The organism is Pseudomonas sp. LBUM1653, from assembly GCF_059716115.1.
On record NZ_CP166803.1, the window covers coordinates 5,347,395 to 5,372,177 of the forward strand.

Here is a 24,783-nt window from a genome sequence, read left to right on the forward strand (position 1 = left end):
TAAAGCCCTGTTTGTTAACGAGCCGCATGCCCCCGGCTCCTCATGCCTATCGTCAGGAGATCATTATGGGCCAGGAAGACATTATTGCATCGCAATATTAAAGGCATTAGCGGTGCATCCGTTCGACGTAGTCGCTGGCGAAGCCTGCGATCTTGTGATCTCTGCGTAGACCGAAGGGGTTCATGGGTCGGACCGGCGCGACTTCCTTGGGCACAAGCAACAACTCGTGCGCTCGATATTGACCGGGTGTCATACCGAACCAACGGGTGCATGCCTTATGGAAGCTGCTGTGATCATGAAAGCCGAGCAGGTGAGTCACATGCTTCAGGTTGAAATGAGAATGACGCAAATAGAAGTCGGCCATCTGCCGGCGCACATCGTTCAGGACATCCTTGAATTGCGTGCCATCCTTCTCAAGGCCTCGTTGAAGCGTTCGCTTGCTGATGTTCAGTGCTGCCGCAATCGATTCCATATCACATTGCCCTTGGCCTTGCCCCTGACTCAAGCGCTCGGTCACCAGCCCGCGAATCCTGCCAACAATGGAGTAACCGGACAACAAGTCCAGTTGAGCCACGGCAAAACTGTCATGGAGAGTGGCCAACGCCTCGTTGGCCATACTCAACGGACTCAGAAGCTCTTGGCTATCGAACAAAATGCTGTCATAGGCCGCCCCGAAACTCAGCGGACAGCCAAAAAGTCGCTGATGCTCCGACGTGTCTTCGGGTTCGGGATAAGTGAACTCCACACTCAACGGTTGGGGTGACTTGCCACCTGCCAGCCAACGACAGAAACCCAGCAGCGAAGCCAAGGATGCATCCGTGTATTGCCGGGGTTTGACCGAGCCATGTTGCTGATGATCGAGACTGGCCAATCGGAAATGCTGCTGCTCCTGGACAAGGAAAAGGCTGAATCCGGTACCGATCAACGGGCTGAAACGAACCAGTCGTTCAAGCGCCCTTTTCAGATTCGAACTGGACATCATCGTGTAGCCCACGATCTGAAAACTGCTGGGATGGAATTCCCCGTAGGCTTTCAAGCCGATATTCGGGTCATTCGAAGCTTGAGCCGCCAGATCCCAAAGACGATAGATAACGCTTCGCTCGCAGAATGCTCCTGGTTTATTCACGAACTCGACATCCAGTCCCGCCTCCTGGCAGAGACCGGCAAGGTCAAGTCCTTGGGCCAAAAACGTATTCGCCAGCACGCTGGCATAACCTGAACTCATTCTATACATGGCGTCCTCAATGACCAGTGGAACCGAACGTCCTGTCCGGAGCCGATGCTGACACGTGTTGAACATATTTCAACTCTGTTGCAGAAATATTAACTACCCATTCAGTTCTAAGAATTGATCCCAGTATAGGTACTCCTCCTTTTTTGCCATCCCCCTCCCTCCCCGCGTGGCACCGAAGGACAGGAGAACGTCACCTTCAAACACTTCCGCATGGCCCGCCGATAACCAACAATCTTCTCTCCTGCAGCGCAAAAAAAAAACGGAGTAGATGTATGGAATCGCGTAGTCGTATTGCTTTGGTAACGGGTGGTATGGGCGGTATCGGTACGGCAATCAGCCAACGTCTATACAAGGAAGGATTCAAGGTAATCGTCGGCTGCAGCTCTGATTCCAGCCGCAAGAACGACTGGGCTGCCAGCCAGCGTGAAGCGGGTTATGAGTTCGAGTTCGTCTATGGCGACGTCACCGATTGGGAGACCACCCGCAAGGCTTTCGAGATGGCTCGTGAACAATTCGGCCCGATCGACGTGCTGGTCAACAACGCCGGCATCACTCGCGACGCCTCTTTTCGCAAGCTCACCCCGGAAGACTGGAACAGCGTGATCGGGACCAACCTGACGGGCTTGTTCAACACCACCAAGCAGGTCATTGAAGGGATGTTGTCCAAAGGTTGGGGGCGGATCATCAACATCTCCTCCATCAACGGTCAGCGTGGCCAGTTCGGTCAGACCAACTACTCCGCCGCCAAGGCTGGCATCCATGGTTTCACCATGGCACTGGCCCGCGAAGTCTCCGGTAAGGGCGTGACCGTCAATACCGTATCCCCAGGTTACATCCAGACCTCCATGACCGCGGCCATTCGCCCGGACATTCTCGAAGGCATGATCGCGGGAATTCCGGTTGGTCGCCTTGGCCTACCCGAAGAAATCGCCTCAATCGTGGCATGGCTGGCGTCCGATGAATCCGCTTACAGCACCGGTGCCGACTTCTCGGTAAACGGCGGCATGAACATGCAATAACCCCGAACAGGGCAGGAATGCCCTGGTTTGCTCGACGAATTTTGTCTTTTCGATGAGGTCTCGCATGAACGAAGTCGTAATCGTTGCCGCTACTCGTACCGCCATTGGCAGTTTCCAGGGTGCCTTGTCTGCAATTCCCGCGACCGAACTGGGTGCCGCAGTGATTCGCCGCTTGCTGGAGCAGACGGGTATCGATGCTGCGCAAATTGATGAAGTGATCCTCGGCCAGGTACTCACTGCCGGCGCAGGGCAAAACCCGGCACGCCAGACAGCGATCAAGGCTGGCTTGCCACACACCACCCCTGCCCTGACCTTGAACAAGGTCTGCGGCTCCGGTCTCAAGGCGGTCCATCTCGCCGTCCAGGCCATCCGTTGCGGCGACGCGGAACTGATCATCGCTGGCGGTCAGGAAAATATGAGCCTGGCCCCCTATGTTCTGCCCAAGGCACGCACCGGCCTGCGTATGGGCCATGCGCAACTGCAAGACAGCATGATCCAGGATGGTCTGTGGGACGCCTTCAACGACTACCACATGGGTATCACCGCCGAGAACCTGGCGCAGAAGTACGAGATCTCTCGTGAAGCTCAGGATGCCTTCGCTGCCGCCTCGCAACAGAAGGCCGCTGCAGCCATTGAGGGCGGGCGTTTCCAGAGCGAAATCACGCCGATCCTGATTCCTCAGCGCAAGGGCGAACCACTGGCCTTCGACACCGACGAACAGCCGCGTGTCGACAGTACTGCGCAAGCCTTGGCAAAACTCAAACCGGCATTCCAGAAAGACGGCAGCGTGACCGCCGGCAACGCTTCGACCCTCAACGACGGTGCGGCCGTGTTGTTGCTGGCCAGCGCCGCTAAAGCCCAAGCCCTGGGCCTTCCGGTGCTGGCCAAGATCAAAGCCTATGCCAGTGCCGGTGTGGACCCGTCGATCATGGGCATCGGCCCGGTCCCGGCTACACGCCTGACCCTGCAAAAGGCCGGCTGGAACGTCGAGGACCTGGACCTGATCGAAGCCAATGAAGCCTTCGCCGCCCAGGCGCTGGCGGTTGGCAAAGAGATGGGCTGGGACACCAGCAAAGTCAACGTCAACGGCGGTGCGATCGCCCTTGGTCATCCGATCGGCGCGTCGGGGGCACGGATTCTGGTGTCGCTGGTGCACGAACTGATCCGTCGCGATGGCAAAAAGGGACTGGCCACTTTGTGCATCGGTGGCGGACAAGGCGTCGGCCTGGCTATCGAGCGTTAACCAACGTCGTCCGATTAGCCCATGCGCGGACTTGGGACCCTTGCTCCGCGCATCAGGCTGGCATCAGACAACGTTGCCCGCATACCTGCCGTCGCTACGCCGTAATCCGGCATAGCGCGGCTTTTTTCTGCCCGGCTCATCGGCATGGGCAAGGAATTTTATGGACAACAACGCGCATACATTCAAAACCTATTGGTCAGGCCAGGTTCCGTTCATCGCGTCCTTTGCAGTGCAGCAATTGCGCCTTTGGGTCAGCAGTAACCCTTGGTTTTCCGGGCATGAGCACGGCAGCTGGTTTGACCTGCCTCGCGAAACCCTGGACAGCCTTCAAGCGGACTACCAGGTTCAATGGGGCCAACTCGGCCAAAAACTGCTGACCGGCCAACCCTTCAGTTTCGATGACCGACGTTTCGCCAGCGGCAACTGGAGCGCGCCACTGTTCGGCTCCCTCGCTGCGTTTTACCTGCTCAACTCCAGCTTTCTCCTGAAACTGCTCGACAAACTGCTGATCGACGAAAAGAAAGCACGGCAGCGTCTGCGCTATCTGGTGGAGCAGGCCATTGCCGCCGGTGCACCGAGCAATTTTCTGGTCAGCAACCCTGATGCGCTCCAGCGTGCCGTCGAGACTCAAGGAGCCAGCCTACTCACAGGTATGCAGCATCTGGCCAGCGACATGAACGAAGGCAAAATGCGCCAGTGTGATAGCGGCGCCTTCAAGGTTGGCGTCGACCTGGCCAATACCCCCGGCGAAGTCGTCTTCGAGAATCACATCTTCCAACTCATTCAGTACTACCCGCAAAGCGAAACCCAGTACAAACACCCGGTTCTCGTCGTACCTCCGTCGATCAACAAGTACTACATCCTTGATCTGCGTCCGGACAACTCGATGGTCCGCCACCTGCTGGAAAAGGGACATCCCGTATTCCTGGTCTCCTGGCGCAACTTTGACCAGGAACACGCGGGCACCACCTGGGATGACCTGATCGAGCACGGGGTGATCAACGCCCTGCAAGTGACCCGCGAGATCAGTGGCCAGCAGCGACTCAATTGCGTGGGTTTCTGCATTGGCGGTACCCTGTTGAGCACTGCGCTGGCCGTACTGGCTGCTCGTGGCGACCGCGAGATCGCCAGCCTGAGCCTGTTCGCCACGTTCCTTGATTATCTGGATACCGGACCCATCGACATCTTCGTCGACGAAGAACTGGTGTCCCACCGCGAGCGCACCATTGGTGGTGTGAACGGCCCCATCGGTCTGTTTCGTGGCGAGGACATGGGCAATACCTTTTCCCTGCTGCGCCCCAACGATCTGTGGTGGAACTACAACGTCGACAAATACCTCAAGGGGCAAAAACCGATCCCGCTTGATCTGCTGTTCTGGAACAACGACAGCACCAACCTTCCGGGACCGATGTACTGCTGGTACCTGCGCCACACCTATCTGCAGAACGATCTGAAATCAGGCGAGCTGGAGTGCTGTGGGGTCAAGCTGGATTTGCGTGCAATTGACGCTCCCGCTTACATCCTTGCCACCCATGACGATCATATCGTGCCCTGGAAGAGCGCCTACGCCAGCACCAACCTGCTCTCCGGGCCCAAGCGTTTCGTATTGGGCGCTTCAGGGCATATCGCCGGCGTCGTCAATCCACCGGCCAAGCAGAAGCGCCATTACTGGACCAACAATCGGGTCACGAAAAACCCGGAGACATGGTTCAAGAATGCCGAGCAGCAGCCCGGTAGCTGGTGGAATGATTGGTTCAACTGGCTGGAGGGACACTCCGGCGAACGTCAACCCGCGGTTGCGCACACCGGGAATGACAAATACCCGCCTCTGGAGCCGGCGCCAGGCAGCTATGTAAAGCAATGAAAGACTGCTGTGGACCAGAGCGCGACAGCGCCTGCGACACAGCAGCTTGATTGCACAGACAAAGATCAAAGGAGAGACGCTCCATGAGCACCCCGTTTCGCATCAACGAAGCACTTTTGATTGCCGGTCAAGCATTCGAACCGTTTCAATGCGTCGCTTGGGCTGGGCAAGACGGTAATGGCGAACTGAGCCTGTCCGTCATGGACCGGGCCAGCACGCGTATTTGTCGCAAACAGATTCCAAGCAGTACCTATTCCGACCCGGCGCAGCTGGAAAGCCTGCTGCAAGAAGTGCGCGCCGAGTTGAGCCAGGGAGGCTACACGCTGCAATCCTGGGCAATGCCAGAGTAAACATTCTCGCGGGCTGGAATTTTTTTCAGAAACGCAGAAACGAAAAAGCCCTGAATAATCAGGGCTTTTTCGTATAAATGTGGCGGTGAAGGAGTCCGCCAAATTAAGATCCACCAACAGCTGATACAATTCTCTAGCCCTTTATTTTAAAGGCGCTTCAAGCCTATCATCGTCTCAGGACATCCACTAGAACCCATCATGTTCCGACCGCTAGTGGGGGGACAGATGGGGGAACTTAACGGTACGTAAGGGCATAACTTGGGCAAGCTGACAGCGAAACAAATAGAGAACCTGACGGCCCCCGGCACGTATGAAGACGGGGATGGCCTGCGCCTATTTATTAAACCTAACGGGAAGAAATATTGGGTACTGCGTTTTCAGCTTGCGGGAAAGCGCCGGGAAATGGGTTTAGGCACCTATCCCGCAATCGGCCTCAAGGAGGCTCGACAAAAAAGCAGTGATCAGCGACGACTGCTGCGGGACGGTATTGACCCGTTGCAGGCGCGTGATGATGAGCGCACGGCACAGCAGGCTGCTGATCACCAACGCATAAGGAAATCCGTGACGTTCCAGGACGTGTCAAACGACTACATAGAAGCTCATCGTACCGGCTGGAAAAACGTCAAACATGCTCAGCAGTGGACGAACACACTGGCGACTTACGCTGCACCCGTCATCGGCGACCTCGCGACTAGCCAGATCACCACTGAACATCTTCTCGAAATCCTCAAACCTATTTGGGCCAGCAAAGCCGAGACAGCGAGCCGAGTGCGCAACAGGATCGAACTGGTCCTAGATGCCGCTAAAGCACGGGGATTACGAGACGGTGAAAATCCAGCCCGCTGGCGGGGGCACTTGGACAAGCTGTTACCGCCAAGCGCCAAGGCTAAACGCACCCAAAACCACCCGGCATTGCCCTACTCGGAGTTGTCTCGCTTTATACAGGCACTTAATAGTGTGGAAGGACTCTCTGCCAGCGCCCTCAAAATGACCATCCTCACGGCCTGCCGAACCAGCGAAGTGCTTGAAGCGGACTGGAGTGAAGTCGACTTGAAAGCCAAGCTATGGTCGATTCCAGCGGCGCGTATGAAAGCGGGCAAAGTCCATACAGTGCCGCTCTCCAATGCACTGATAGCCTTGCTGGAAGGGCTCCCACGAATCAAAGGCAGCTCGCTGCTGTTCCCAGGCGCCCGCAAAGGTCGACCGATTAGCAATATGGCCATGCTGATGACGTTGCGCCGCATGGATCAAAAGAACCTAGACGATCAGGGTAAAGGCTGGCGTGATAACAATGACAAAGTCATCACTGCTCACGGCTTTCGCAGTACGTTCAGGGATTGGGCTGCCGAGTGCACTCACTATGCCAGGGAAGTCTGCGAAATGTCTTTGGCTCACGTTGTCGCCACCGGTGCCGAGGCCGCTTATTGGCGCGGCGACATGCTGGAGAAGCGTCGCGCACTGATGACCGACTGGGCTGACTTTGTGAGCCTAAAAGTGAATGTGGCAGGTCTTTAGCCCGCAGTGTTGGGCTATCGAACGGAAACATCTACAAGCATCTCGGCTGCTAAACTTATCAACAGTTGCTGATGCAAGAATCGTAAGCGTCCAGCCAACACACCTTCCGAACTCCAGCATTAAGGGCGATGGTGTCCGCGTATTTTTAAGCGGACGCTATAGCCCTTAATGTCAGGATTTCCATGCGCCAACGAAGCTCTTATCCCAAACCGTTCAAAGCCCAAGTTGTTCAGGAATGCCTGCAACCCGGTGCGACCATCTCCAGCGTTGCCATCACCCACGGCATCAACGCCAACGTCATTCGCAAGTGGCTGCCGCTTTACCGGGATCAGTCAGCAGCGGCGCTGCCGGCGTTTGTTCCTTTGAGGACTTCGCCTAAACGGCCGGCTGAGGCGTTGGCGATCATTGAGCTGTCCGTTGGTGAGCAATCAATCACGGTGAAATGGCCAACTTCCGATCCTGAAGGATGCGCACGCTTTGTCCGTGAGCTTGCCCAGTGATCCGTAACTTCCTCGGCCCGTGGAATGGCAAGCTGGTGTGCGACGATTTTGCTGGCTACAAAGCCGGGTTCGAGAAAGGCATTACCGAAATTGGCTGCATGGCCCATGCCCGCCGCAAGTTTTTCGATCTGCACGTGGCGAACAAAAGCCAGTTGGCCGAACAGGCGCTGCACTCGATTGGCGGCTTGTACGAAGTCGAACGGCAAGCGCGGAACATGAGCGATCAGGATCGCTGGCGAATACGGCAGGAAAAGGCAGCACCGATCATCGAAACGCTGCATGAGTGGATGCTGGCCCAGCGTGATCTTGTGCCCAACGGATCAGCCACGGCCAAAGCTCTGGATTACAGCCTTAAACGCTGGGTAGCGCTGACGCGCTACTTGGAAGATGGGGCTGTGCCCATCGACAACAACCAAGTGGAGAACCAGATCCGGCCGTGGGCACTTGGACGCTCGAATTGGTTGTTTGCTGGGTCGCTGCGCAGCGGAAAACGGGCGGCGGCGATCATGAGCCTGATCCAGTCGACACGCATGAACGGGCACGACCCGTATGCCTATCTCAAAGATGTACTTATGCGGCTGCCGACGCAGCGAGCGAGTGAGATCGGGGAACTGCTGCCGCATCAATGGGTGCCTGCCTAGCTTACGCAAGGTGACTTCGGTAGACGCTGACGGAGAACAAGCTTCGAGCAGTCGCAACCGTTGGCTCGCAGTGTGGGAGTTGCAGCCCTATGTGTTGCTGAGCGTGGTCACGGCGTTTGCCGCACCCTTGCTTGGGCTATGGCTGCTGCGCCGATCTGGCCATTTCAGGATCTGGCCAGTCAAGCGCTGGGGATATCTGTTTTATCCGGGACATCTGCTTGTCTTGCAAATCATTCGGATTGTGGCTTAGCTTCACTCAGCGCGGGGCATTGAAGGCCAACGGAAATGACAGTTGATCTGTACTCAACACGTCAACTTTCAAGAAATGGGAGATTCTCGTCTCGAATGAGTCGAGCAGCTTCATCGTACAGAAACGGGAGGAACATATAGCGGCGACCTTTGGTTACAGGAGTGGCTTCGTGCAAAAGAGAACACGAAAATACCACAGCCCCTCCAGTTGGGGCGCTGTACAGGGCTTTCCCAAACTCTGGAAAATGCAGGAAACCTCCTTCGTACTCTCCCGAATTAAGGAACAAGGAAACGGCAAAGCGACGGTGAACCGTTCCCTTGGTGGTGTTATCCCGATGGGGCCGAAAATGCCCGCCTTCCTCGCTGTTGTAGCAGGCCACCAGATAGCGCTCCATCCATGTGGCATTGAACTGGAACGCTTTGTGTATCTCCGGAACCAGACGGTTGGTTATACGCAATGAGCATGCTTTGGACAGAGCCTTGTTCTCAATCGTGCAGTCGCGACGCTGTTTGTGACTGTGGTCGGCGATTTGGACGGTTTTGCCCGACCTCTCCACCATAAACCCGGACTCCTCCCCGCCACGTTCGTCGTAATAACTTATTAGCGCCTTACATAACGCAGGCTCAAATACACGGGGTATCACGAGGACGGGTGCGTGTGGAGTGACCACATGTGTGGGAGCCAGTGCGGGCAATCTATCCAGAAAGCGCATTAGCGAGGGCACGTGGTTATCAGCCGGCTCCTCTATCGGGACGATGGCCATGACTCGTAGCGCAGGGTCTAGCACGTAGGTCATTGGCCTGATGCTGCCGTCTAGCTGTAATGTGTCGTAGAGCGCACTAACTAACCGATCAAAATCCCAGATGAAGCGCATGCCAGGTATCGAGTCTTCTACCCGTTTCAGCTTTTCATCATCTGGATCTATGGAAACACCAAAGAAGCAGACTTGATCATCATCGAACCGCTGGCGATGAGCCCGAACACCTTCCAAAACTTTAATGGATGCAGGATCAGCCGCAGAGCCAAAGAATGAAATCACTACATACCGACCGGCAACACTGTCGAAACAAAAGCGCTCTCTTAGTTGAGTGCGGCAGTTGAACCAAGGAGCAGGTTCACCGACTGAAAATGCCGTGGCGCGCATAACAACTCCTTGCCGGTGAGCAGTGGATCATTTTTGGAGTAAATCCAAGAGGCACATGCTGAGCACTGTCTCTTCCCTCAAGGTGTCGCGTACAAATGGGCTTATGGCCGCCGCCAGGTGCGATGCCGAAGCAGAGAGACCTCACAGCTCTAGAAGCTAGTAGATAAAGCTAGTAGATAAGTATGCGTCCGGCAAAGCCATTTGTAAGCGTCCGGCAAACACGCCATCCCTATCGCGACCCTCATGATCTGCTTCATGGATCTAGTGACTGCATGCAGCGGCGGCGAAAAAGAAGCCGCACCAAGAGCGCTGTCCTCGGGCATTCGCACGAGTAATACCCTGAAAACAAACAAGGCCGCAAATGCGGCCTTGTTTTCTATTCTCACTCTTTACGCAACCGCACCCTCGTCACACGCCGCTCTTCGACCTCGACAACGGTCATGCTCCACTCCTGCCAATTGAGCTTGTCTCCAATGATCGGCAGACGATCCAGCAGGCTCATGACCAACCCTGCGAGCGTTTGGTAGTCATCGGTCGCTTTCGCCTGGAAACCGATGTGTTCGCGAATCTGGCTGAGATTCAGTGCACCGCTGACGAGGAAACCTCCATCCTCAGCAACGATATTCGGGCCTTCGATTTCACTGGCATCCGGCAGTTCACCTGCAATGGATTCTAGAATGTCGGTCATGGTGAGAAGACCAATGAAGTCACCGAATTCGTTCACCACAAAAGCGATGTGGGTCGATTCCTTACGCATCTGTTCCAGCGCGTTCAGGATCGTGAAACTGTCCAGCAAGTTGATTGCCTTGCGGGCCATGGCTTCCAGATTGGGTTGGTTACCTGCCAACAGCTCCTTGAGCAACTCCTTCTTGTGGATGAACCCCAACGGCTCATCAACGCGCCCCTCCCGGATCAACGGCAACCTGGAGTACGACGAGTGCATCAGCCTTGTGCGGATTTCTTCTGGAGAGTCGGCCAAGTCAATGTGGTCGATTTCTGCACGAGGGGTCATAACACCGCGTATCGGGCGTTCCGCTAACTGAAGCACGCCACTGATCATGACGCGTTCCCGTCGGTGGAAAACGTGATCAGCATCTCCGCCTGACAGCATATCAGCGATTTCCTCGCCGACTTCATCTGCCCCCAACTTGTGACCACCCAGCAAACGCATCACGGCATGCGCGGTACGCTCACGCATGGGGCGAAGACCATGCAGGCTCTTCTTGCGACGTGAGCGAGCCAACTGGTTGAACAGTTCGATCAGGATCGAGAAACCAATCGCCGCGTACAAATAGCCTTTCGGAATGTGGAAGCCCAGGCCCTCAGCGGTGAGGCTGAAGCCGATCATCATCAAAAAGCCCAAGCAGAGCATGATGACGGTCGGGTGCCCGTTGACGAAGTTAGTCAGCGGCTTACTTGCGATGATCATCAGACCAATGGAAAAAATCACAGCGATCATCATGACCGACAGGTGTTCCACCATGCCCACAGCAGTGATCACAGCGTCCAGCGAGAAGACTGCATCCAGCACCACAATCTGCGCAACGATAGGCCAGAACATCGCATAGGCCGCATTACCTGAACGTTCTGTCACATGTCCTTCGAGTCGCTCATGCAATTCCATGGTTGCCTTGAACAACAGGAACACACCACCGAACAGCATGATCAAGTCTCGGCCCGAGAACGTCTTGTCAAAGACCTCGAACAAAGGTTCGGTAAGGGTGACCATCCAGGAGATGCTGGCCAGCAAGCCAAGACGCATCAACAACGCAAGGGATAGGCCGATGACACGCGCACGATCTCGCTGCTCTGGCGGTAGCTTGTCAGCCAGGATGGCAATGAACACAAGGTTATCGATGCCGAGCACCAGCTCCAGCACGATCAGGGTCAGCAGGCCAAGCCATGCCGTGGGGTCAGCAATCCATTCCATAGGGATTATTCAATCTCTCGAAGAGTTAGGGCGAATGAGTAAATTGCACGAAAACACGGACTCCTGCTCGACGGAGCGGATTTGATGTTCAGGGCGAAAGGCGCAAGAGAGAAAGGCTTCCCCAAGCGTATGCAAGGAGGTAAAGCGTTGGAGATGACACAGTTCGTCTTGAGGAAGGTAATCGCTGAGAAATCTCCAGTCGAGATTTCGAGGTTAAGCGATCTTAAAAAACGAGATCTACGCCTAATAGCGGAGAGCGAACTGATACAAGGTGTGGATTGAAAAAAGCTACTGGGAGGCTCCAGGAGGGTGCTCATATAGACCTGAAAAAAATTGGGGATGAAATCCTACAATGTTTCGGAACGCCTCATACGAGACGAATTATTACAGAATCTGACAGAGCGGCAGTAGATGTTGGGTATGGCTGTGCACCGAGTTTGTCCCCCAGTGACTCGTAACACCATTCGGCCAACACATCTTCCTGGCCCCATCGCTTCAATAATCTGCGTCAGGAAGATGTGTTGGCCGGACGGTTACCAAGAATCAGCAATCCGCCTTGGGTAAATTTTCCATCAGTGCCAACAGTTGGATCTGCCATGGCTAAATCCTAGGGGTTGTATCAGCGACCTTTCCGCGGAGCTCGGGACTCAGTCCCGCAATCTTCATGGGGGCCAGGGGGCGTGACAGTAGGCCTGAAGACTGGCGTGTGGAGAGAAAGAGCTATCAGATGAGGCTCCGAACTGGTGATGGGGAACTGGTGGTCCAGCAGGCATACTTGAGTGAGTCGTTGCAAATCTTGGATGCCTGCAATGGGCATCCAGTTTTAGAGATTTGCGCCCTGCCTCTTGGGCTCAAGCCAGTTCCGGCGTTGTATCAAACTCCAGGCATTCGGAAAGTGTGGTGAACTCTGGACGCCGGCACAACCAAACGGTGAGTGCCGTATATGCCGCAGACAAGGCAGTGATCTGTGCCATCGTTTGCTTCTTCTCTCTGCGATTTCGGGCCTCAGCACGCGCTTGGGACTCGCCCTTGCGTCTGGCAGTGTTCGAAAAGAGCGACGCAATCAACATGCCGATCACAGCGTAGAACACCGAAATTATGGTGAGTTTGGTGAGCACAACGAGTACCACGTTCAGCACTCCCTGGTTCGCTCTGAGGGTCGCGTAAACGGCGTAGGTAATGCCCAGTAGTATCCCGATTGCCATAGCAATGCCTTGAACCAGGCCAGGCATTTCAAGCCACCGCAGAAGGAGGGCAGCTACCACTCCGCTGGCTGGCAGTAAATTGGTGATTGCTGCGTCTGTGTAATCGGTATAGATCGTTGCCGTCTCTGTGTGGTGCCGCCAGACAGTCCAGCAGGTGATCAAAAAACCTACCAACAGGGTGTACTTCCAGGCCGGACCGGACCAGAACGCCTGCCATGCTCTTTGAAAGAATGGTTTTTCCGCGGCAGCCTGAACTGCAGGTCGAGCTTGCTGCTGTGGTGTCACATAAGCAGGCGCTTGATAGGACGGCACCTCTGGCGCGATTTGCGGCTGCGTCTGAACTGTCTGTACTTGCCGTTGCTGGGCGGCCTGCTGTCTTTGCTGGCGAGCTAATTCTTGCGCGGTGTTGTATTGCTCGGTCCGTTTTGGGGTAGCAATCTCCTCGGCGTGGCGCTCAGCAGCTCGCTGCTCTTCTCGAATCTTTTCCTCTGCAGCGTAGGCCTTGCTCTTTTCAGCGCTTGCATAGTTGTCGAGGAAGGTGACGCGGGCACCTAGAGTCTTATCAAGACATGTCTGTGTCGTGCATTGATTACGCGCAGTCAGCCATTCGCGCTGCAACTCACGAAGCGCGTCTGGATTCTCAGCCTTAGCTAGCGCTTTTTTATAAGAGCGGGCCAGTATGCTGTCGACGCCACTGAGGTAACCGTCCTTACAAATAGTGACCTCTGCGAAACCTGCTGCTTTCGAACAGTCAAAGCTTGCTGCCACTGAGCTGCCAGCCGCCAATGCCAACAATAGCGCTACCGCACTGCGAATCATCATCCTGTATATCCCTATCCCATTAACAAAATGCCCATAGTTGGCGTTACTGTTATCGGCTGGATATCCTTAGACACGAGATCCTTTAAAAGAAATCACGCATGGTGAACTTGATTGGTAGCCGGGAGGGATTCGCACCCACTGATCTCATACGCCTTGTCTGGTGCGAAATTGCGACTCATTTGACCATGCGTTTGCATTCGACCTGACCAGTCATTTGCATTGGACTTGACCACCGATTGAAGAGGACTTGTCCTACCTGAGTGGCTCACAACGACCCGAAGAAGCCGTTCAGGTTACTCACCCTAGACCCTATGAAACTAGTGAGCAGCTTCAATTCGTGGTCAGCCGCATAGAGTTGTGAGCTTGATCAGCAAACGAAGTTCAGCTGAAAACTGTCTTTCCCAAGCAAGGTGTAACTGCCAAATAGTTACGGGGAAACTCTCAGCATTTATACGTGCGGACGCTAGGCATTAGAGGCAGCAGGGAGTACTCGTTTGAGGATGTCGGCCAGCGTTACAACGCCCAGCAAGCGATCCGCGCTCACGACTAAAGCAAGCTGAATGCTCGATTTACGCATGCGCGCAAGCGCTTCATAGACGGGGGTTTTCGCGTCAAGCACAAAAGCTTCTCGTGCAAGCTCATGCGCAAACCGAGTATCTGGCTCAAGCAAGGTGTCGCGTACGTGAACCACCGAGGGTTGTATGCCCTCGGTTCCCAGCACGAGAATGCGCAGGTGCCCGGACTGGATGGCCGCAGTGCGGACATCCGCCACCGTCGCATCCCGCGTAACGTGAACCAGCGCCTCCCCCTCGATTAGCAGAGCTTCGACGGGTAGCGTGCCCAGGTCGATCAGGCCTGAAATCTGCTGCTGCATCTGCGGCTGTAGCGTGCCGACCTTCGCCGAATGCTCAACGAGCTGCCTTATGGTCTCAATATCCTGACCACCAACTGCGGCGCTTTCAACTGGCTCAACACCTGAGGCTTTTACGAGACGGTTGGCGATTCGATTCACCCAGCGCAACAGCGGACGTAGCGGCCAGGTATAGATGCGCGAGACGATGCCAATTGCCAGAGCGGATCTTTCCGGGTGTGCAATGGCCCAGGACTTGGGCGCCATCTCACCGACAACCAAGTGTAAGAACGTCACCAGGAAAAGCGCGAAGCCGAAAGCTGCGCCACCAGCAGCCCACTCAGGCAAGCCCCACGCGATGAACACTGGGCCGAGCCATAAGTCGACCGCAGGTTTCGTCACCGCACCTAGGGCAAAGGTACACAGCGTGATACCCAACTGAGCACCGGCAAGCATCAACGTCAAATCATTCATGCCGCGCAGCGCAGCACGAGCGGACGGACTGTTGACGGCCAGCTCTTCAAGGCGGTGCCGGCGAGCGCCGAGCAACGCGAACTCGATGACAACAAACAAGCCACTCAGCGCGATGAGCGCGACTGTTGCTATCGTGACTATCAGCGGATCATTCACTGGCCTTCCTCCGCCATAGACACTTTGACCAGCCGTACGCGAACTTCAGTCGGAACATGTCGTTCAATACGCAGTACATCAACTTCGAGTCGATATCTCACCGGCTCGTCGGAGACCAGCTCGGCAGCATCGATAGGTAGATCAACGGTGACTGTGTCGCCTTCTCCAGGCAGTGCGCCAAGCTCAGCGATCAGCATACCTGCCACCGTCTCAACATCAACGCGCGGCAGGTCGTGACCAATAATGCGCCTGACCTCGTCGAGGTGAACGTCGCCTTCCATTGTCCAGGTGTTTTCCCCTTCAGACACGATGGCATCGCCGACTTCTGCGTCATGCTCATCGGTAATTTCACCGACGATTTCCATGGCGAGATCTTCAATCGTGAGCACCCCAGCGAAACCACCATACTCGTCGATAACACAAGCTAACTGATCGGTTGTTTGAACCAACTGATCAAGAGCATCTGGCAGCAGCATCAGCGTCGGCAGCACCTTGGCAGGTCTCATCAGCGACGCAACGGTCTCATTACTGTTTCCCGTGGAGAGACGTGCAAGCACGTCGGCGAGATGTACAACGCCCACAGGGGCATCATCGTCATCAATCACCGGGTATCGGGTGTGAGCACGCGCCATCAGCCCTCGCAGCTCTTCGAGCGTCGTATCTGGCTCAACCCAGTCAACTTGTGATCTGGGCACCATAGCGTGCTCGACGTTGCGTTGCGGGAAGTCGAGGATGCGATCCATCATGAGTGAAAGCTCACGTGGTAGGTCGCCACTGTCGCGCGAGTCAGCGATTATGTGCGGCAGATCGGTAGCTGAGGCGCTCACGTCGAGGTCATGAATCGGCTCGATACGCAGTAACTTCAGGAGAAGGTTGGCAGATTTGTCGAAGAAACTGATTAGCCAGCCGAAGGCCGACATATAAAAGAGCGTGGAGCGGGCAAGCCCGAGCGACAGGGGCTCAGGGTTCGCAATGGCAAGGTTTTTCGGATAAAGCTCACCCACGATCATTTGGATAATCGTAGCCGCAACTAGGGCTAGACCTGTACCGACGGCCACCCTAGCTTCAATCGGAATACCGGTTCCTGCGAGCAGAACGCCTAATGACTCACCCACCAAGGGCTCCGCGACATAACCAACAAGTAAGCCTGTGACGGTAATGCCAAGCTGGGCACCCGACAGCATAAAGCTTGTGCGGTTCGTGACGGCTAATGCGCGCTTTGCCGACGTATCACCGGCAGCAGCCAATGCTGAGAGCCTGGTACGGTCAACCGCCATGTAGGCAAATTCTTGCGCAACAAAATAGCCATTCACAGCGATGATCGCCAGGATGACCAGGATGCCAAGAATGAGGGTAAGGGTAGTTTCGATCATTTGGCGGCACGACCAAATTCAGAATCTGGACAGAGGCTGTGTGTTGCGGGGCTGGGGTCCACGAAGGAGTCCATGCAGATAAGGAATCGAGAGCATACGGGCGTTTGCTCCGTGTCGTCTAGCTAGAGAACCTTTTCCGTTTGTGAATGCCGACTCCAATCGACCTATGGCCTAGAAACTGGAAAAGCGCAGCTGGCTGCCACCAGCACAATCGCATTCATATCACGCAAACATCGTCATGAAATTGAGCTGTGACCCTCTACTCGAAGTCGGGTTTCAGCGCATTGAAACTATTTAACCATTCTCGCCAAATTGTTAGTTCTCTTTTAGCAAATGATATTAGCCACAGCTAGATAATAGATACTTCTGGCCGTTTTCTGACGATCACGCGATGAAGCTTACTGGTCAATTCCGATGTCATCCGTGGTCAGCACGCATGCAACTGACCGCTCTTGGCCGATCTCTGCCTGACGTCAATACGTCGTGTGCTGGTCAAGTCGATTGCAATTGACTGGTCAACGGCAATGCAAATGCATGGTCAAGTCCATGCAATTACGCAATCAGGGCGTACATGAACACTCAACGGGCCTCGCTTTAACCCAACGCGCTCATATCGAACGGTTCGATTTCCTTGAACCGTGCCGAGCGATCAAGACTTGCCCTCGCCCAGCACCCATTGAGCATCGAAGCAGGATCTATGTCATCCAGCTTATCGAAGTCCAACGCACTCCATTGATCGCGCGAAAGCAGTGCGGAGATGATGTAGGGCTTCTCCTCCCTCCCCGTTGCGGGATCGGGGCGCTGAACGTAGCCGGACACCAAGCACTTGTCGATCGCCGGTAGCAGTGCGAAAACCTCCCCCACCACCCGGAACAGAGACCCGTAGCACAAACCCACGAAGTCTCGGCGTACCTGGGCGTCCGATCGGGACTTGAAGGTTAGTTTGCCATTGCCTTTAGCTTCCGCAGTCCGGCGCGGAATATCGCTCTCATCTGGAAGGTCGACGTCGAGTGCCACACCAGTGGCATCATGTGAAAACTCATAAGCAACGAGCGTCTCCTTTGGCCAAGCAATGCCGCTGAGAACATAGTCCAGCGCCCTTTCCATCTGAGCGCTATAGCCTTTTGCTGCCAGCCTGAACGCTTTCTGGATTTCGGCTCGCTCAAGCTCGTGAGCGTCCCTGGCTGCAGTCCACTCAGTTAAATCCTGCTGGTACCGGTCCTCGGCGCTTTGTCGCTCACTCTCCATCCTTCCCGATCTCAACAGCATTCTATCCATCAGCCCTGGGGCTTGGAGCAATGGCAGTGCCGGAGGATCCACCTCAAACGCTGGCGGAATCAACGGGGATGAGCCTGGCCGGGGCGTGGACAAGTGCACACCGAGGCAGGCGTCGAGATCCTGATTGACCTTCTCTGCTGCTTTCTCCAGGAGCTCCTGGATTGCCTCAAACTGCTCGGCCTTCGCCCGTTTAACTACAGAAGGGGGAAGATCATTGTCATCAGTGTCTGTTATCAGCACTGTTCCGTCGTTGTCGACCTTGATCTTGATCGAACCTGGATCAAAGGCAGGCGCACGTGGCGCGCGTTGAGGGCCGTCCATGCGCTGCCTGTACGACAGGCCTGTGCCTGGGAGGCCTGCATTGAGAAAGGTGCCGTTGCGGCCCATCGTCATGCTCAGCCCACGCGGACCTACTGAGGTGCTGATACCGCTGCCGCTGATGTTTAGGCGCACGCCCGGGATGATCGTAATCCGCTTACTGAATCTAAAACCCATTTAATCCTCCTTTTGAAACCCAAAGGCCGGGATCAAAGCTCCGGCCGTGCTGTTGGACGTGCTCAGGTACGGCCACCAAGATAATCGTCAATGTGCGAAAAGCTTCGAGTCCTGGTCATCCAACCTGTCAGCAAAGCGAACAATACGCTGCCACCCAGCACTAGATTCCGTTGCCTGCGTCGCTGAGCGGCCGTCTTGGCACTACCGAATATGAGAACGGCCATGGACAGAAAGTAGATGGTGAACAGGAGCAGCTTGGCGTAGAGAGCGAGGATAAAGAAGATCGAAAACCCGTTGTGGCGGAACGTCTGGATGATCACCTGCAAAAGCATGAGACCGAATACCACTGCAGCGGTGATCTGAGCAGTCTGCGTTGGAAGCTCCAGCCAAGATCCAAGCAAGTACGCGGCGCCGGTAAGGAAAGGAGTCATTGTCGTCCAAAGCGCGTCGGTGTAGCAGGAGTAGATAACCATCGACCCGCGACTGTGCAGCCAGATGCAGATGATCAACAACACCCCCATAACTAAGAGTGCAAGTTTGAATGGGCGCAGCACATGTGGATCATCTGCAGTTGGACGCTGAGAGTTTGAGCTCGATGTCTGAGCCTGGCTCACGCTGTCACTGGGCTTAGTCACCGACTGCTGAGGATTCTGCCCTGAAACGTCCTGTGTAAGGTCATAGCGAGTTGCAAGCGCAGGTTTTACTTGGAGTGAAGACGCCACTGTTGGTGCCGTTGGCTTCTGTTGTACGCGTGATGGCTCCGCGGGAATCGCCGAGTTTTTGATCGCTTTGGTTCGACTGTCCATGGCCTGCGAAACACATTCTACGGTGGAGCACGCATCACGTTGTTTCAACCATGACCGTTGCACAGCACGTAACCTCGCCTTGTCCTGGGCGAAGGAAAGCGCCTCGACATAGGTGGAGTTCAGAAGCTCATCTTGCTGTTGAAGCTGAGGGCTTTTACAGATCTGTATCTCTGCGAAGGTTGAGGCCTTGACGCAGTCAAAACTCGTGGCGTGTGAAAACGTGCTGAGCAGGGCAAACACCACACATGAAAGACCCAATAGTCCGGTGCGCAAACACATCATGAGGTGATTCCTTAGCAGTCCATTACCGAGTCTGGCGTATCGGCCAGTATCCGGCGCACTTGTGCCCAAACGCATCACAGCGTCCGGGTACAGATCCCATGCCTACTTGGCAGGTTGAACGGTCTCTACAAACTGATTTCCAACCCACTTGTATTGCTGGGGGACTTCTACCGATGGACAGCAATCGGTATTGTCTGGCCCCAAAGTCAGAGCAGTCAGGTTGACAAGATTTGGCCCCGCCTGGCTTAGCCCTGCAGCGGAGCCTTTCACAAAGGTTTTACCCTGAAACTTCCAGCCACCCTGCTCGTGATAAAGCGCCGCCAGGGTCTGGTAGCCTCTCTGTGCACCGCCCTCACCCTCTATGGTGAACATCACCAAAGCGTCTTGCTGCCCATCTCCATTCAGATGTCGTTGGTATCGCTCCCAAAGCACTCTTGCCGAAGCTGGCCGCGCTCATACGTGAGCCTCGCGTCTGTCGCAGACTGACCACAACCTGCAAGCACCGTTACAGCTGTAATGCCCAATAAAACAATACGCAGATTCATTACTTCACTCCATGAACCACCGACTACAGGAGGGTTTCAGCGTCCGGATATTCTGAGGCCCTGCGGCTGGCATATTCGTGCGATGACAATAAAAAAGCCCCTGAACCATCGGTAGGGGCTTTTTTGAACAGCAGTCGGTTAACCGATGCTCACGCCGTGGGATTCAGCCAGAGGCTTCAGGCCGCCAGCGAAACCCTGGCCGATTGCCTTGAACTTGAACTCTTCACCGCTGCGATACAGCTCGCCAAAAATCATGGCGGTCTCGGTAGAGGCGTCTTCACTCAGGTCGTAGCGAGCCAGCTCTTTGCCGTCAGCCTTGTTCAACACACGGATGTAAGCGTTGGCAACCTGACCGAAGCTCTGTTTACGCTCTACCGAATCGTGGATGGTCACAGCGAAGACGAGTTTCTTCACTGCAGCGGCCAAGCCATTCAACTTGACGGTGGCTTGTTCGTCGTCGCCTTCGCCATCGCCCGATTGGTTGTCACCCATGTGCTCGACCGAACCGTCGGCAGATTTCTTGTTGTTGTAGAAGATGAAGCTTGCGTCGTCGAGCACCTTGCCATTTTCGCCAACGATAAAGATCGAAGCGTCGAGGTCGAACTTGGAGCCATCCGTAACGCGTGGGTCCCAGCCCAGTCCAACGATTACTTCAGTCAGGCCCGGGGCCTCTTTCGACAGCGAGACGTTACCGCCTTTAGACAGACTTACAGCCATTTTCAGATTCCTTGTTCCGTGGGTTCGATCAAGCTTTAATGCCGGTGATCTCGCCAGCGACTCTAGGCCGCTTGCGAAATCTTGTCCAACGGCACTGATTCAGAAATTCATGCCAAACGAATTCGCAAGCGCCTTCAGGCCGCCAGCAAAGCCTTGGCCAACGGCGCGGAATTTCCACTCGCCATTGTTGCGGTACAACTCTGCGAAAATCATCGCAGTTTCGGTCGAGGCATCTTCGGCCAAGTCATAGCGAACGACTTCAGCGCCGGTCACTTCGTTGGCGATGCGGATGAACGAGCCGCCCACTTGGCCGAAGTTCTGCTTGCGACCTTCTGCATCGTGAATGGTAACGATGAATGCGATCTTGTCTACGTCAGCCGGAACGCGGCTCAAGTCGACCTTCAACACTTCATCGTCGCCATCACCAGCACCGGTACGGTTGTCGCCAGCATGCTCAACCGAGCCGTCGGTGCTCTTCAGCTGGTTGTAGAAGACGAAGTCAGCTTCGCTGCGTACCTTGCCGTTCGCACCCAGCAGGAAGGCGCTGGCGTCCAGGTCAAACTCAACGCCGTCAGTGGCGCGAGGATCCCAACCCAGACCGATCAGAAGCTTGTTCAAGCTCGCATCGGTTTTCGTGAGAGACAGGTTGCCGCCTTTTTGAAGAGTCAGTGCCATGGGTGTATCTCCTTTTGGTTAATGCTGCTGCTCAGTTGTTTTCGGGTTGAGCTTCTTCCTTTTGAGGGAAGATCCAACTAGCGACTACGCCGATAACTAGGACAACCATAACGATCATTAAACTGGTGTTCGCGTCAATGTTATAGCCGTGGTGGAACATGTGGTCGGTCGCATTCAAGCCGAGCTTGACTGCGATGAAGAACAGCAGTGCGACGACCGCTTTCTCCAAGTGGACCAGGTAGCGTTTTGACGCTTCAAGGACGAAGTACATGGTCCGCAAGCCCAGGATTGCGAACAGCATGGCGGAATAGACGATCAGGGGTTCACGGCTCACCGCGATGATCGCCGGAACGGAGTCAAATGCGAAGAGGATATCAGACACTTCAGCAACCACCAGGCAGAGGAATAGCGGCGTAGCGAAGATGGTGCCTTTTGCCGCCAGAGTCATGCCTTTGTTTTCTGGCTTCTTGAGCTCTACCTCCAGGGCCTTGCGAGTCACGAAGAAGTTATGGCCGTACAGCTTTGGCCATACTGGGAACAGCTTCTGTGCGAAGCGATAAGCCATGTGCTTGGAGTAGTCTTCTTCCTCTTCGCCATCACCTTTGGCGCGCAGCATCATGACTGCAGTCCACGCAACGATCAGCGCAAATACGATCTCGACCCAGGGTCCGAAGGCCAAGAGGCCAGTACCGATGGCAACGAAAATGCCGCGGAACACGATAGCGCCGATGATGCCCCAGTACAAAACGCGATGGCGCAGGCCATCCGGCACTTTGAACCAAGCGAAGATCGCCATGAATACGAACAGGTTGTCCACACTCAGGACTTTCTCCAGGGCGTAGCCGGTTACGAAAAGACTTGCGACTTCCGGACCATGCTGAACGTACAGAAAACCTGCAAACACCATCGAAATGGCGATCCAGAACACCGACCATACCGAGGCTTTAGCCAACGAAATTGGCTTGTCGCTGCGGTGCGTGACCATATCCAGCAGAAGCGCGCCAAGCGCGATCCCGACGAATACAGCCATGGTCAGCGGAGGGAATCCGATTTGAGTAGCTTCCACGGTACCGCCCCTTAGAGTTCGAAATCAGCTGGGTTGAGGCCCAGCTCAAGGCAGATCAAGCGACAGGCCGCTTTTTCCTTGTCGTCAAAGTTGCCATCCGACGCACCGACAGCACAGACGACCCGTATCAACAGGCGAGCAGCGCCATCGTTGCCTTTAAGCTTGCCAACCACTTTCAGCGCTTCAGCCCGACCGATCTGTAGGTCGAACTCGAACTTCGTGCAGTGGTCGTTAAAGGAATTGATCACGTCCTTAAGGTCGAAGACTTTCAGTTCAGGCGAGTTGGTGATAAATCCAACCATCTTCGACTTCTCAGCCGCAGAGATGTCGCCATCAGCCGCAGCGACAAGTGCGCAACCCGCAGTGGTGGCATCCATGAACTTTTGGTTCTTGAATTTCGCGACCTCAGTGGTCAGCGTGTCGCGAGCTTTCGCCGCGTTCGTTTTAAGCCATGCAAGCATTTGAGTTCCCCTCAAAAGACAGGGTCAGAGGACCCTGCCAAGATTTCTATTTCGAGCCAGCTTTCCAGCTCATTCCCCAGCCGTAGGCTTTGTCCACCGCGGAATGCCCTCGGTGGAAGTCCACTCGCCGAGAGACCTTGACGGCACCGTCGACGTTTTCAAGCATGGCGATCGCGCACATGCCTTCACGCCCGCCTTCCTCGTTGAGACGTACCTCAATGTCTGGCTGACCAGGAATGTAGATGGTCACAACCCCATCGGTCGCTTTCCAGTCAGGCGCCCCTTCGTAGATGAAGGCGTAGACCAGGATGCGCCGCACCTCGCTCCACTTCGTCCCATTGATGTGCAGCCACTCCCCTCCCGCAACAGAGCCGGTCCGGTCATCGCCCATCAATTGGATGTAAGGCTCATGCGTCAGACTACCGAATGATTCACCCAGGGCTTGAACCACTCCCTTGTGGCCATCCTGAAGTTCGAAGAGACAGCCGACGTCGAGGTCTATGGATTTGTCACGGCTGAAGAAACCGCCACTGGTGCCCTTGTTCCAGTTCAAGTTCACTTTGATTTCGCCGAAACCAGCAGCGGTTTTCTCAAGGCTGATCGAGGACCGTGTCTTATCGAGGGTAACCTTGCTCAGGCTGACCGAAGACTTCGCTGCGGCCGGCGGAACCGGCGCAGGTTGGGGAGCGGCTTGAGCGGGGGCCGGAGTCGGGGCAGCGACTTCCACACCAAAATGCTTTGCCAGGGGTTCCAGCCCCCCGGCAAAGCCCTGGGCCACGCAACGGAACTTCCACTCGCCCTGGCGGCGATAGAACTCGCCGAGGATGAGTGCGGTTTCCTTCATGCCACTTGTGGGAAGCTGAGCTTCAATCCCGCCTGACACCGCTACCGAGAGCTGCGAGACACGGTCGAAGCTGGCCTTGTTTTCGTAGATCGTGGCGGTCAAGGCCACTTTCTCAACAGCCGCTTCCAGTCGGCTCAGATCCAGGGTAAACACTGCGCGACCGGAAGACGATTCGGTCATCTGCACCGCGCCACCCAGCACACTGGTTTGCCCGTAGAAACACATATCACCGTCGCCGCGGACTTTGCCTGCAGCGCCCAGCGCGAAGGCCGAGACATCAATGTCAGCCCCGGGAATCGGCGAGTAGTTGATATCGACGCGAAGTTGGCCGGTGGCAACCGGCGCATTACCGCCCGGTGTAAGAGTCGCCATTAACGCACCGCCTGAACAGCCAGACTCACCAGATCATCCGCAGTACGGCCATTGGTAACCTTGCCGATTGCCTTGAACTCCCAACCGCCACTTTCGCGTGCCAGGCTCGCCATGACGATGCCAGTGTGACCGCCACGCTCGGACAGGTTGAAGCGCGCCAGCTCCGACTTATTGCCAGCGTTCACGATCCGGCAGTAGGCATTTTCTACTTTCTCGAATGTCTGCCCGGTGAAGCTGTTTACGGTGAACACCAGGTATTTAACCGTCGCAGGCAGGCGCTGCAGGTCAACGTGAATGGTTTCGTCATCACCATTACCGTCACCGGTACGGTTGTCGCCCGAGTGCTGGATCGAACCATCCTGGGACTTCAGTTGGCGGAACCAGACCAGATCAATAGGTTTCAGATCGCTGTCGAGGAGGATGCAAGAAGCGTCAAGGTCGACCGCGCCGCCGTTCCCCATCAGCTTGCCAAGGAAGCCAGCTTTCACAGGATCCCAACCGAGGCCGAGGCTGATACTGGTCAGTCCGCCGCCAGCGGTTTTTTCCAGGGAGATGGATTGGTTTTTGCTCAGGGTAAGTGCCATCTTTACGCTCCGTGATGAACTTCAGTGTTAGCGAGGTGATCAGGTTTGACCGATATTCGCGGGTGGGTGAGCGCAACATCGCTCACAC

At 55.4% G+C, this 24,783-nt stretch carries 23 protein-coding genes and 1 pseudogene; 8 read left to right on the forward strand and 16 right to left on the reverse strand.

Annotation, left to right across the window (positions count from 1 at the left end):
* Window positions 1-106: 106 nt before the first annotated feature.
* Entirely contained in the window at window positions 107-1,234 is a 1,128-nt protein-coding gene (locus ACA054_RS23990) for an AraC family transcriptional regulator (protein WP_497686472.1), read from the reverse strand.
* Between the two features lie 272 nt (window positions 1,235-1,506).
* Between ACA054_RS23990 and phbB the strand changes: the two genes are divergently transcribed.
* From phbB to ACA054_RS24030, 8 genes and pseudogenes are all read left to right on the forward strand, one after another.
* Window positions 1,507-2,253, forward strand: coding sequence for an acetoacetyl-CoA reductase (gene phbB, locus ACA054_RS23995; protein WP_497686473.1), 747 nt, complete (start codon window positions 1,507-1,509; stop codon window positions 2,251-2,253).
* A 64-nt stretch (window positions 2,254-2,317) separates the two neighbouring features.
* Window positions 2,318-3,496 (forward strand): acetyl-CoA C-acetyltransferase, encoded by a 1,179-nt coding sequence (locus ACA054_RS24000; RefSeq protein WP_497686474.1) that lies wholly within the window; start codon window positions 2,318-2,320, stop codon window positions 3,494-3,496.
* A gap of 160 nt (window positions 3,497-3,656) precedes the next feature.
* Entirely contained in the window at window positions 3,657-5,360 is a 1,704-nt protein-coding gene (phaC, locus tag ACA054_RS24005; protein WP_497686475.1) for a class I poly(R)-hydroxyalkanoic acid synthase, read from the forward strand.
* Window positions 5,361-5,443: 83 nt separating this feature from the next.
* Window positions 5,444-5,710, forward strand: coding sequence for a DUF1652 domain-containing protein (locus ACA054_RS24010; protein ID WP_497686476.1), 267 nt, complete (start codon window positions 5,444-5,446; stop codon window positions 5,708-5,710).
* Window positions 5,711-5,968: 258 nt separating this feature from the next.
* Window positions 5,969-7,225, forward strand: a complete 1,257-nt coding sequence (locus tag ACA054_RS24015) for a tyrosine-type recombinase/integrase (RefSeq protein WP_497686477.1) — start codon at window positions 5,969-5,971, stop codon at window positions 7,223-7,225.
* Between the two features lie 182 nt (window positions 7,226-7,407).
* Window positions 7,408-7,725, forward strand: a complete 318-nt coding sequence (gene tnpA / locus ACA054_RS24020; RefSeq protein ID WP_497686478.1) for an IS66-like element accessory protein TnpA — start codon at window positions 7,408-7,410, stop codon at window positions 7,723-7,725.
* 2 nt (window positions 7,726-7,727) lie between these two features.
* Window positions 7,728-8,366: pseudogene (tnpC, locus tag ACA054_RS24025) on the forward strand (IS66 family transposase); the annotation flags it as partial.
* The gene (locus tag ACA054_RS24030; protein ID WP_497690362.1) at window positions 8,290-8,616 is read left to right on the forward strand and encodes a TraX family protein; all 327 of its coding nucleotides are present in this window, start codon (window positions 8,290-8,292) and stop codon (window positions 8,614-8,616) included. The pseudogene tnpC and the gene ACA054_RS24030, both read left to right, overlap by 77 nt.
* Window positions 8,617-8,677: 61 nt before the next feature.
* Here ACA054_RS24030 and ACA054_RS24035 read toward each other — a convergent pair whose 3' ends face one another.
* From ACA054_RS24035 to ACA054_RS24105, 15 genes are all read right to left on the reverse strand, one after another.
* Complete coding sequence (locus ACA054_RS24035; protein WP_497686479.1) at window positions 8,678-9,760, reverse strand: 2OG-Fe(II) oxygenase; 1,083 nt, start codon at window positions 9,758-9,760, stop codon at window positions 8,678-8,680.
* Window positions 9,761-10,142: 382 nt separating this feature from the next.
* A complete protein-coding gene (locus ACA054_RS24040) occupies window positions 10,143-11,690 on the reverse strand; it encodes a TerC family protein (protein WP_497686480.1) in 1,548 nt (515 codons plus the stop codon).
* A gap of 851 nt (window positions 11,691-12,541) precedes the next feature.
* Complete coding sequence (locus ACA054_RS24045; RefSeq protein ID WP_497686481.1) at window positions 12,542-13,717, reverse strand: lysozyme inhibitor LprI family protein; 1,176 nt, start codon at window positions 13,715-13,717, stop codon at window positions 12,542-12,544.
* Window positions 13,718-14,180: 463 nt separating this feature from the next.
* On the reverse strand, window positions 14,181-15,197 hold the full coding sequence (locus tag ACA054_RS24050) for a CNNM domain-containing protein (protein ID WP_497686482.1): 1,017 nt from the start codon (window positions 15,195-15,197) through the stop codon (window positions 14,181-14,183).
* Complete coding sequence (locus tag ACA054_RS24055) at window positions 15,194-16,570, reverse strand: hemolysin family protein (protein ID WP_497686483.1); 1,377 nt, start codon at window positions 16,568-16,570, stop codon at window positions 15,194-15,196. Before ACA054_RS24055 ends, ACA054_RS24050 begins: the two co-directional genes overlap by 4 nt.
* Before the next feature lie 594 nt (window positions 16,571-17,164).
* Window positions 17,165-18,343 carry a DUF4236 domain-containing protein gene (locus ACA054_RS24060; RefSeq protein WP_497686484.1) on the reverse strand — a complete coding sequence of 393 codons (1,179 nt, stop codon included), beginning with the start codon at window positions 18,341-18,343 and terminating at the stop codon, window positions 17,165-17,167.
* A gap of 62 nt (window positions 18,344-18,405) precedes the next feature.
* Entirely contained in the window at window positions 18,406-19,431 is a 1,026-nt protein-coding gene (locus ACA054_RS24065; RefSeq protein ID WP_497686485.1) for a lysozyme inhibitor LprI family protein, read from the reverse strand.
* Between the two features lie 102 nt (window positions 19,432-19,533).
* On the reverse strand, window positions 19,534-19,803 hold the full coding sequence (locus ACA054_RS24070) for a hypothetical protein (protein WP_497686486.1): 270 nt from the start codon (window positions 19,801-19,803) through the stop codon (window positions 19,534-19,536).
* 29 nt (window positions 19,804-19,832) lie between these two features.
* Window positions 19,833-19,976 (reverse strand): hypothetical protein, encoded by a 144-nt coding sequence (locus tag ACA054_RS24075; RefSeq protein ID WP_497686487.1) that lies wholly within the window; start codon window positions 19,974-19,976, stop codon window positions 19,833-19,835.
* Window positions 19,977-20,114: 138 nt separating this feature from the next.
* Window positions 20,115-20,693 carry a TerD family protein gene (locus tag ACA054_RS24080; protein WP_497686488.1) on the reverse strand — a complete coding sequence of 193 codons (579 nt, stop codon included), beginning with the start codon at window positions 20,691-20,693 and terminating at the stop codon, window positions 20,115-20,117.
* 99 nt (window positions 20,694-20,792) lie between these two features.
* The gene (locus tag ACA054_RS24085) at window positions 20,793-21,368 is read right to left on the reverse strand and encodes a TerD family protein (protein ID WP_150805224.1); all 576 of its coding nucleotides are present in this window, start codon (window positions 21,366-21,368) and stop codon (window positions 20,793-20,795) included.
* Between the two features lie 31 nt (window positions 21,369-21,399).
* Entirely contained in the window at window positions 21,400-22,434 is a 1,035-nt protein-coding gene (locus ACA054_RS24090) for a TerC/Alx family metal homeostasis membrane protein (protein WP_497686489.1), read from the reverse strand.
* Between the two features lie 11 nt (window positions 22,435-22,445).
* The gene (locus ACA054_RS24095; RefSeq protein ID WP_497686490.1) at window positions 22,446-22,895 is read right to left on the reverse strand and encodes a tellurite resistance TerB family protein; all 450 of its coding nucleotides are present in this window, start codon (window positions 22,893-22,895) and stop codon (window positions 22,446-22,448) included.
* Between the two features lie 46 nt (window positions 22,896-22,941).
* Entirely contained in the window at window positions 22,942-24,111 is a 1,170-nt protein-coding gene (locus ACA054_RS24100; protein ID WP_497686491.1) for a TerD family protein, read from the reverse strand.
* Window positions 24,111-24,695, reverse strand: a complete 585-nt coding sequence (locus ACA054_RS24105; RefSeq protein WP_497686492.1) for a TerD family protein — start codon at window positions 24,693-24,695, stop codon at window positions 24,111-24,113. Before ACA054_RS24105 ends, ACA054_RS24100 begins: the two co-directional genes overlap by 1 nt.
* Between the last annotated feature and the right edge of the window lie 88 nt (window positions 24,696-24,783).

Excerpts from the sequence above, each read along its gene's own strand:
- ACA054_RS24075 (WP_497686487.1), bottom strand. The coding sequence starts at position 19,976 with ATGAATCTGCGTATTGTTTTATTGGGCATTACAGCTGTAACGGTGCTT.
- ACA054_RS24070 (WP_497686486.1), bottom strand. The coding sequence starts at position 19,803 with ATGTTCACCATAGAGGGTGAGGGCGGTGCACAGAGAGGCTACCAGACC.
- phbB (WP_497686473.1), top strand. The coding sequence starts at position 1,507 with ATGGAATCGCGTAGTCGTATTGCTTTGGTAACGGGTGGTATGGGCGGT.
- ACA054_RS24095 (WP_497686490.1), bottom strand. The coding sequence starts at position 22,895 with ATGCTTGCATGGCTTAAAACGAACGCGGCGAAAGCTCGCGACACGCTG.
- ACA054_RS24105 (WP_497686492.1), bottom strand. The coding sequence starts at position 24,695 with ATGGCACTTACCCTGAGCAAAAACCAATCCATCTCCCTGGAAAAAACC.
- ACA054_RS24055 (WP_497686483.1), bottom strand. The coding sequence starts at position 16,570 with ATGATCGAAACTACCCTTACCCTCATTCTTGGCATCCTGGTCATCCTG.
- tnpA (WP_497686478.1), top strand. The coding sequence starts at position 7,408 with ATGCGCCAACGAAGCTCTTATCCCAAACCGTTCAAAGCCCAAGTTGTT.
- ACA054_RS24030 (WP_497690362.1), top strand. The coding sequence starts at position 8,290 with ATGTACTTATGCGGCTGCCGACGCAGCGAGCGAGTGAGATCGGGGAAC.
- ACA054_RS24085 (WP_150805224.1), bottom strand. The coding sequence starts at position 21,368 with ATGGCACTGACTCTTCAAAAAGGCGGCAACCTGTCTCTCACGAAAACC.
- ACA054_RS23990 (WP_497686472.1), bottom strand. The coding sequence starts at position 1,234 with ATGTATAGAATGAGTTCAGGTTATGCCAGCGTGCTGGCGAATACGTTT.
- ACA054_RS24100 (WP_497686491.1), bottom strand. The coding sequence starts at position 24,111 with ATGGCGACTCTTACACCGGGCGGTAATGCGCCGGTTGCCACCGGCCAA.
- ACA054_RS24010 (WP_497686476.1), top strand. The coding sequence starts at position 5,444 with ATGAGCACCCCGTTTCGCATCAACGAAGCACTTTTGATTGCCGGTCAA.
- ACA054_RS24060 (WP_497686484.1), bottom strand. The coding sequence starts at position 18,343 with ATGGGTTTTAGATTCAGTAAGCGGATTACGATCATCCCGGGCGTGCGC.
- ACA054_RS24080 (WP_497686488.1), bottom strand. The coding sequence starts at position 20,693 with ATGGCTGTAAGTCTGTCTAAAGGCGGTAACGTCTCGCTGTCGAAAGAG.
- phaC (WP_497686475.1), top strand. The coding sequence starts at position 3,657 with ATGGACAACAACGCGCATACATTCAAAACCTATTGGTCAGGCCAGGTT.
- ACA054_RS24035 (WP_497686479.1), bottom strand. The coding sequence starts at position 9,760 with ATGCGCGCCACGGCATTTTCAGTCGGTGAACCTGCTCCTTGGTTCAAC.
- ACA054_RS24000 (WP_497686474.1), top strand. The coding sequence starts at position 2,318 with ATGAACGAAGTCGTAATCGTTGCCGCTACTCGTACCGCCATTGGCAGT.
- ACA054_RS24045 (WP_497686481.1), bottom strand. The coding sequence starts at position 13,717 with ATGATGATTCGCAGTGCGGTAGCGCTATTGTTGGCATTGGCGGCTGGC.
- ACA054_RS24065 (WP_497686485.1), bottom strand. The coding sequence starts at position 19,431 with ATGATGTGTTTGCGCACCGGACTATTGGGTCTTTCATGTGTGGTGTTT.
- ACA054_RS24040 (WP_497686480.1), bottom strand. The coding sequence starts at position 11,690 with ATGGAATGGATTGCTGACCCCACGGCATGGCTTGGCCTGCTGACCCTG.